This is a genomic window from Umezawaea sp. Da 62-37 (assembly GCF_032460545.1).
GTDB lineage: Bacteria > Actinomycetota > Actinomycetes > Mycobacteriales > Pseudonocardiaceae > Umezawaea.
Genome location: NZ_CP135965.1, coordinates 8441741 through 8448132, shown reverse-complemented (window position 1 = coordinate 8448132; position 6392 = coordinate 8441741). Strand labels below are relative to the sequence as shown.

Below are 6392 nucleotides of genomic sequence, written 5' to 3'. Positions count from 1 at the left end.
TCGAGTCGTCTCCTCTACAGCGGTGCAGGCGGGGTGTGGGTGATCACGAGGAGCTGAGGTTGTTGTCGATGAAGTCGAAGAGCTCGTCGTAGCCCGCCTCGTCCAACGTGGCCTTTGCCGAATCGGAAGGCACAGCGGCCGCTCCGATTCCGTCCCACTTGGCCAGCACGCGCCGCAGTCGGCTGGTGAGCTTGGTGCGCATCGGGTCGTCCGCGCCGACCTCGGCGAACGCGAGGTCGAGCCGGTCGAGTTCCGCCAGCAGTGCCGCGGCTGAGCTGTCGGCGCCCGCCAGCTCCGCCCTGAGGTGGGCGGCCAGCTCGATGGCGTTGGGGTAGTTGAAGACCAGCGTCGCGGGCAGCTTCACGCCGGTAGCGGCGCTGAGCGTGTTGCGCAGCTCCACCGCGGACAGCGAGTCGAAGCCGAGTTCCTTGAACGCCAGCGTGGGCTTGATGTCCAGCGGCGACTCGTAGCCGAGCACCACCGCGACCTGGCTGACCACCAGGTCCAGCAGCAGCTCGTCCTGCTCCGCCTTGGTCCTGCCCGCCAGCCGCTGCCCCCACGAGGCGGGCTCGGCCTTGCTCGCGGCGGCGGCCGTGCGACGGGCCGGGGCGCGGACCAGGCCGCGCAGCAGCGGGTGCACCTCACCCGCGTCGCGGAGGGTGGCCAGGTCGAGTTTCACCGGCACCAGCACGGCGTCGTCGGCGACGCGGGCCAGGTCGAACAGCGCCAGGCCGTCGTCGGCGGACAGCACCGGCATGCCCGAGCGGGCCATCCGGGCGATGTCGGCGTCCGAAAGGGAGGCGCCCATCCCTGCGGTCTGGTCCCACGGGCCCCACGCCAGCGAGATGGCCGGGAGGCCGTTCGCGCGGCGGTGCACGGCGAGCGCGTCGAGGAAGGTGTTGGCAGCGGCGTAGTTGGCCTGCCCCGCGCCGCCGAACAGGCCGGAGGCGGAGGAGAAGACGACGAACATCGCCAGGTCGAGGTCGGCGGTCAGCTCGTGCAGGTGCGCCGCCGCGTCCGCCTTCGGGCCGAGCACGGTGGACAGCCGGTCCGGCGTCAGCGAGTCGAGCACACCGTCGGCGAGCACCCCGGCCGCGTGCACGACGCCGGTCAGCGGGTGCTCGATCCCCTTGAGCAGCGCCGATACGGCGGCGTGGTCGGCGACGTCGCACGCCGCCAGGTCGACCGTGGCGCCGAGAGCGGTCAGCTCGTCGGCCAGTTCGGTCGCACCGGGAGCGTCCGGACCGCGGCGGGAGGTCAGCACGAGGTGCCTGACGCCGTGCTCGATGACCAGGTGGCGGGCGACGAGCGCGCCCAGTCCCCCGGTGCCGCCGGTGATCAGGACGGAGCCGTCCGGGTCGAGCGGGGTCGGGATGGTCAGCACGACCTTGCCGGTGTGCTTGGCCTGGCCCAGGAACCGGAACGCCTCCGGGGCGCGGTGGACGTCCCACGTCGTCACGGGCAGGGGCTTGAGCGAGCCGTCGGCGAACCAGCCGTGCAGGCGGGTCAGCAGCTCGCCGATGCGGTCCGGGCCCGCCTCGATCAGGTCGAACGCGGTGTAGGCCACGTCGAGGTGCCGCTTCGCGACCTCGGCGGGGTGCCGCACGTCGGTCTTGCCCATCTCCAGGAACCGGCCGCCGTGGCCCTGCGCCAGCAGGCGCAGCGAGGCGTCGACGAACTCGCCGGACAGCGCGTTGAGGACGACGTCGACGCCCTGCCCGTCGGTGGTGATGGTGAACTGGTGCTCGAAGTCGATGGTGCGCGAGGACGCGATGTGGTCGTCGGCGATCCCGGCGGCCCGCAGGGCTTCCCACTTGCCGGTGCTCGCGGTGCCGTAGACCTCCGCGCCGAGGTGCCGCGCGATCTGGGTCGCGGCCATGCCGACACCACTCGCGGCGGCGTGGACCAGGATCGACTCGCCGGACTTGAGGCCTCCCAGGTCTTCCAGGGCGTAGAGGGCGGTGAGGAACACCAGTGGCACGCCCGCGGCCTGGGTGAACGACCAGCCCTCCGGGATCGGGCAGACCTTGCGGCGGTCGGCGATCACGACCGGGCCGAACGCGGCGTCGACCATGCCCATGACCCGGTCACCGGGCACGAGGTCCTCGACCTCGGGGCCGACCTCCAGCACGACGCCCGCGCCTTCCAGGCCCATGATCCCGGCGTCACCGGGGTACATGCCGAGCACGTTCATGACGTCGCGGAAGTTGACGCCCGCCGCGCGCATGGCGATCCGGACCTCGCCGGGCTCCAGCGCCGACTCGGCGTGCGGCCACGGGATGGCGGTGAGGTTGTCGACCGTGCCGGAAGCGGTGAAGTCCAGTCGCCACGCGGAATCCGTGGCCATCGGGCCGATCGACCCGGAGCCCGCGCGGACCAGGCGCGGGGAGTAGAGCGAGCCCGCGCGGACCGCGACCTCCAGCTCCCCGGTGCCCAACACGGCGGGCAGCACGGCGTCGAGCGCGGTCACGTCGTCCAGGTCCAGCAGCACGATCGCGCCGGGGTGCTCGGACTGCGCGGACCGCACCAGGCCGGAAGCGCCCGCCTGCGCGGGAACGGTGATGTCCTCGCCGGGCAGCGCGGCGACCGCGTGGCTGGTCACGACGACCAGCACCGAGTCGTCCGGGCGGTCACCGTCCAAGAAGGACTTGAGGCCCGCCAGCAGTTCCGCGGTGACGGTGTGCACGTTGCTGGAGTCGGCGACGTGCAGGATCGTGACGTCGTCGACCGAGTCGTCAAGAGCGGGCAAAGCGACGGTGTTCGATTCGACGGCGGTCGAGATCGGCGTCCAGTCGACCCGGTAGAGCGAATCGGTGCCGCCGCGGGTGAACTGCTCGCCGCTGATCGGGCGCAGCACCAGCGAGTCGACGCGGGCGACCGGCGAGCCGGTGCCGTCGGCGACGTCCACGGTGACGCCGTCGCCCTGCGGCGACGGGGAAACGCGGGCGCGCAGCGTCTCGGCTCCGGAGGCGAACAGGCTGACCCCGGCCCACGAGAACGGCAGCGACGCCGGACCGCCCTGCTCTGAACCGTCGGCGATCCCCAGGGTGTGCAGGACGGCGTCGAGCAACGCCGGGTGGACGCCGAACGCGCCCGCCCGACGCTGTTCCGCCTCGGGCAGCGAGACTTCGGCATACACGTCCTCGCCGCTGCGCCAGGCGTTCGCCAACCCGCGGAAGACCGGGCCGTAGCGCAGACCGCCCGCGGCGAGGTCTTCGTAAAGGCCGGTCAGGTCCAGGGGGACAGCCCCGGCGGGCGGCCACTGCGCCGCGTCGAATCCGGGCGCCGTGGTCTCGTCGGTCAGCACACCCGTCGCGTGCACGACCCACGCGGCGTCGTCGTCATCGGTGCGGGAGTACACGGTGATCATCCGGCGGCCGGGCTCGGCGTCCAGCTCCACGTGCAGGCTGACGCCGCCCTTCGCCGGGACGATCAGCGGGGCTTGGAGCAGCAGCTCCTCCAGGTGGCCGCAGCCGACCTGGTCACCCGCGCGGATCGCCAGCTCCACCAGCGCGGTGCCGGGCACCACGACGTTGTCGGCGACGACGTGGTCGGCCAGCCAGCCGTGCGTGGCGACGGACAGCCGCGCCGTGAACAGCACGCCGCCGTCGGGCATCGGCAGCACCGCGGCAAGCAGCGGGTGGCCCGCGGCGGACAGGCCCGCAGCGGCCACGTCACCAACAGAGCCGTTGTCCTCCAACCACAACCGCTGGCGGTCGAAGGCGTAGGTGGGCAGGTCGACGCGCTGGGCGCCGGTGCCCGCGAAGTAGGCGGCCCAGTCGATCCGGACGCCGCGGACGTGCAGACCGGCGAGCGCGGTGGTGATGGCCGCGACCTCGGGGTGGTCCTTGCGCAGCGCGGGGATCAGCACGGCGTCGATGACGCTGTCGGCGCCCATCGCGGTGAGCACGGCGTCGGGACCCAGCTCCAGGAACGTCGACACGCCTTGGGCTTCCAGCGTGCGGACCGCGTCGGCGAACCGGACGGCGTGGCGCACGTGGGAGACCCAGTAGTCGGCGGAGCACAGCTCGGCGGCGGTGGCGAGCTCGCCGGTGGCCGTGGAGACGATCGGGATGGTGGGCGAGGAGTAGGTCAGCCGGGCCGCCACCGCGCGGAAGTCGTCGAGCATGGCGTCCATGTGCGGCGAGTGGAACGCGTGGGAGACGGCCAGCCGCTTGAACTTGCGGTCGTGGAACGCGTCGGTGACCGCGAGGACGGCGTCCTCATCGCCGGCCAGCACGAGCGAGTTGGGACCGTTCACCGCAGCAATGGACACGTGCTCGTCCAACATGCCGAGCACTTCTTCTTCTGTGGCCTCAAGAGCGACCATCGCGCCACCCGTCGGCAACGCCTGCATCAGCCTGCCGCGCGCCTCGACCAGCGTGGCCGCGTCCTCCAGCGACAGCACCCCGGCCACGTGGGCGGCCGCCAGTTCGCCGATGGAGTGCCCGGCCAGGAACTCCGGCCGCACCCCCCACGAGCTGATCAGCCGGAACAGCGCCACCTCGATGGCGAACAGCGCGGGCTGCGTCATGCCGGTCTGGTCCAGGGCGGCGGCGTCATCCCCGAACACCGCGTCCCGGACCGGGCTCTCGAACTCGGCGCACACCGCGTCGAACGCCTCGGCGAACACCGGGAACGCCGCGTGCAGCTCACGGCCCATGCCGAGCCGCTGCGAACCCTGGCCGGTGAACAGCACGGCCAAGCCGCCGTCGGTGACCGTGCCGCGCTGCACGCTCGCCGCCGGACCACCGTCGACCAGCGCGTCCAGGCCCGTCTTCAGCACGGTCGGGTCAGCGCCGACCACGACCGCGCGGTGGGCGAGCGCGGTGCGGGTGGTCGCCAGGGAGAACGCCACGTCGGCCGGGTGCGGGTCAACGCCGTCGAGCCGCTCGCGCAGCCGCCGGGCCTGCTCGCGCAGCCCGTCCTCGGTGCGCGCGGCCAGCAGCCACGGCAGCACCTCGCGGCCGGTGCGCTCGGGTGCGACCGGCTCGGTGGCGGGGGCCTGTTCCAGCACGACGTGGGCGTTCGTGCCGCTCACGCCGAACGACGAAACGCCCGCGCGGCGCGGCTTGCCGGTCTCGGGCCACGGGCGGGCCTCGGTGAGGATCTCCAGCGAGCCCGCTTCCCAGTCGACCTGGTGCGAGGGCTCCTCGGCGTGCAGCGTCCTGGGGGCGACGCCGTTGCGGATCGCCATGACCATCTTGATCACGCCCGCGACGCCCGCCGCGGACTGGGTGTGGCCGATGTTGGACTTCAGCGAGCCCAGCAGCACCGGGCGCTCGCGGTCCTGGCCGTAGGTGGAGAGGATGGCCTGCGCCTCGATCGGGTCGCCGAGCCGCGTGCCGGTGCCGTGCGCCTCGACCACGTCCACGTCGGCGGGGGCCAGCCCGGCGTTGGCGAGCGCCTGGAGGATCACCCGTTGCTGCGACGGGCCGTTGGGGGCGGTCAGGCCGTTGGAGGCGCCGTCCTGGTTGACGGAGCTGCCGCGGATGACGGCCAGGACCTCGTGCCCGTTGCGCTGGGCGTCGGAGAGCTTCTCGACGAGCAGCAGGCCGACGCCCTCGGACCAGCCGGTGCCGTCGGCGTCGTCGGAGAACGCGCGGCAGCGGCCGTCCGGGGAAAGACCGCCCTGCTTGCCGAACTCGGCGAACACGGCCGGGGTGCTCATCACCATGACGCCGCCCGCGAGCGCGATCGAGCACTCGCCGTTGCGCAGGGCGGTGGCCGCGAGGTGCAGCGCGGTGAGCGAGGAGGAGCACGCGGTGTCGACCGTGACGGCGGGGCCTTCGAGGCCGAACGTGTAGGAGAGGCGGCCGGACAGGACGCTGGGGGCGGCACCCGTGAGGAGGTGGCCGGCGACCTCATCGGGTACCTCGGTCAGGCCGATCCCGTAGCCCATGGCGCTGCCGCCGACGAACACGCCGGTCTGGCTGCCGCGCAGGGACCTCGGGTCGATTCCGGCCCGTTCGAACACTTCCCACGTCGTTTCCAACAACAGTCGCTGCTGCGGGTCCATGGCCAGCGCTTCACGCGGGGAAATACCGAAGAACGCGGGCTCGAAATCGGCCGCGTCATAGAGGAATCCACCACCCTCCACCGCGAAAACACCGTTTTCGGTGCCCCAGCCGCGGTCGTCGGGAAGCGGGGAAATGGCGTCGCCACCGGTCTCGACCAATCGCCAAAGGTCTTCGGGCGATCGAACGCCACCGGGATAACGGCAGCTCATCGCCACGATTGCGATCGGCTCCTGGTCGCCGTCCTCCAGCTGCTGAAGCCGCTGCCGGGTGGTGTGGAGATCCGCCGTCACCAGTTTGAGATACTCCCGGAGCGTGTCTTCATTCGCCATTTAAGAGCACCTCTTCGCTACGGACGACAGGGTTTCTCCGGCG

The 6392-nt window shown here is 72.3% G+C and carries 1 protein-coding gene; it reads right to left on the bottom strand.

Features of this window, described 5'->3' with window-relative positions; all coding sequences use genetic code 11:
- Positions 1–43 precede the first annotated feature (43 nt).
- Positions 44–6349, bottom strand: a complete 6306-nt coding sequence (locus tag RM788_RS38735; protein ID WP_315924543.1) for an SDR family NAD(P)-dependent oxidoreductase — start codon at positions 6347–6349, stop codon at positions 44–46.
- Positions 6350–6392: the final 43 nt, after the last annotated feature.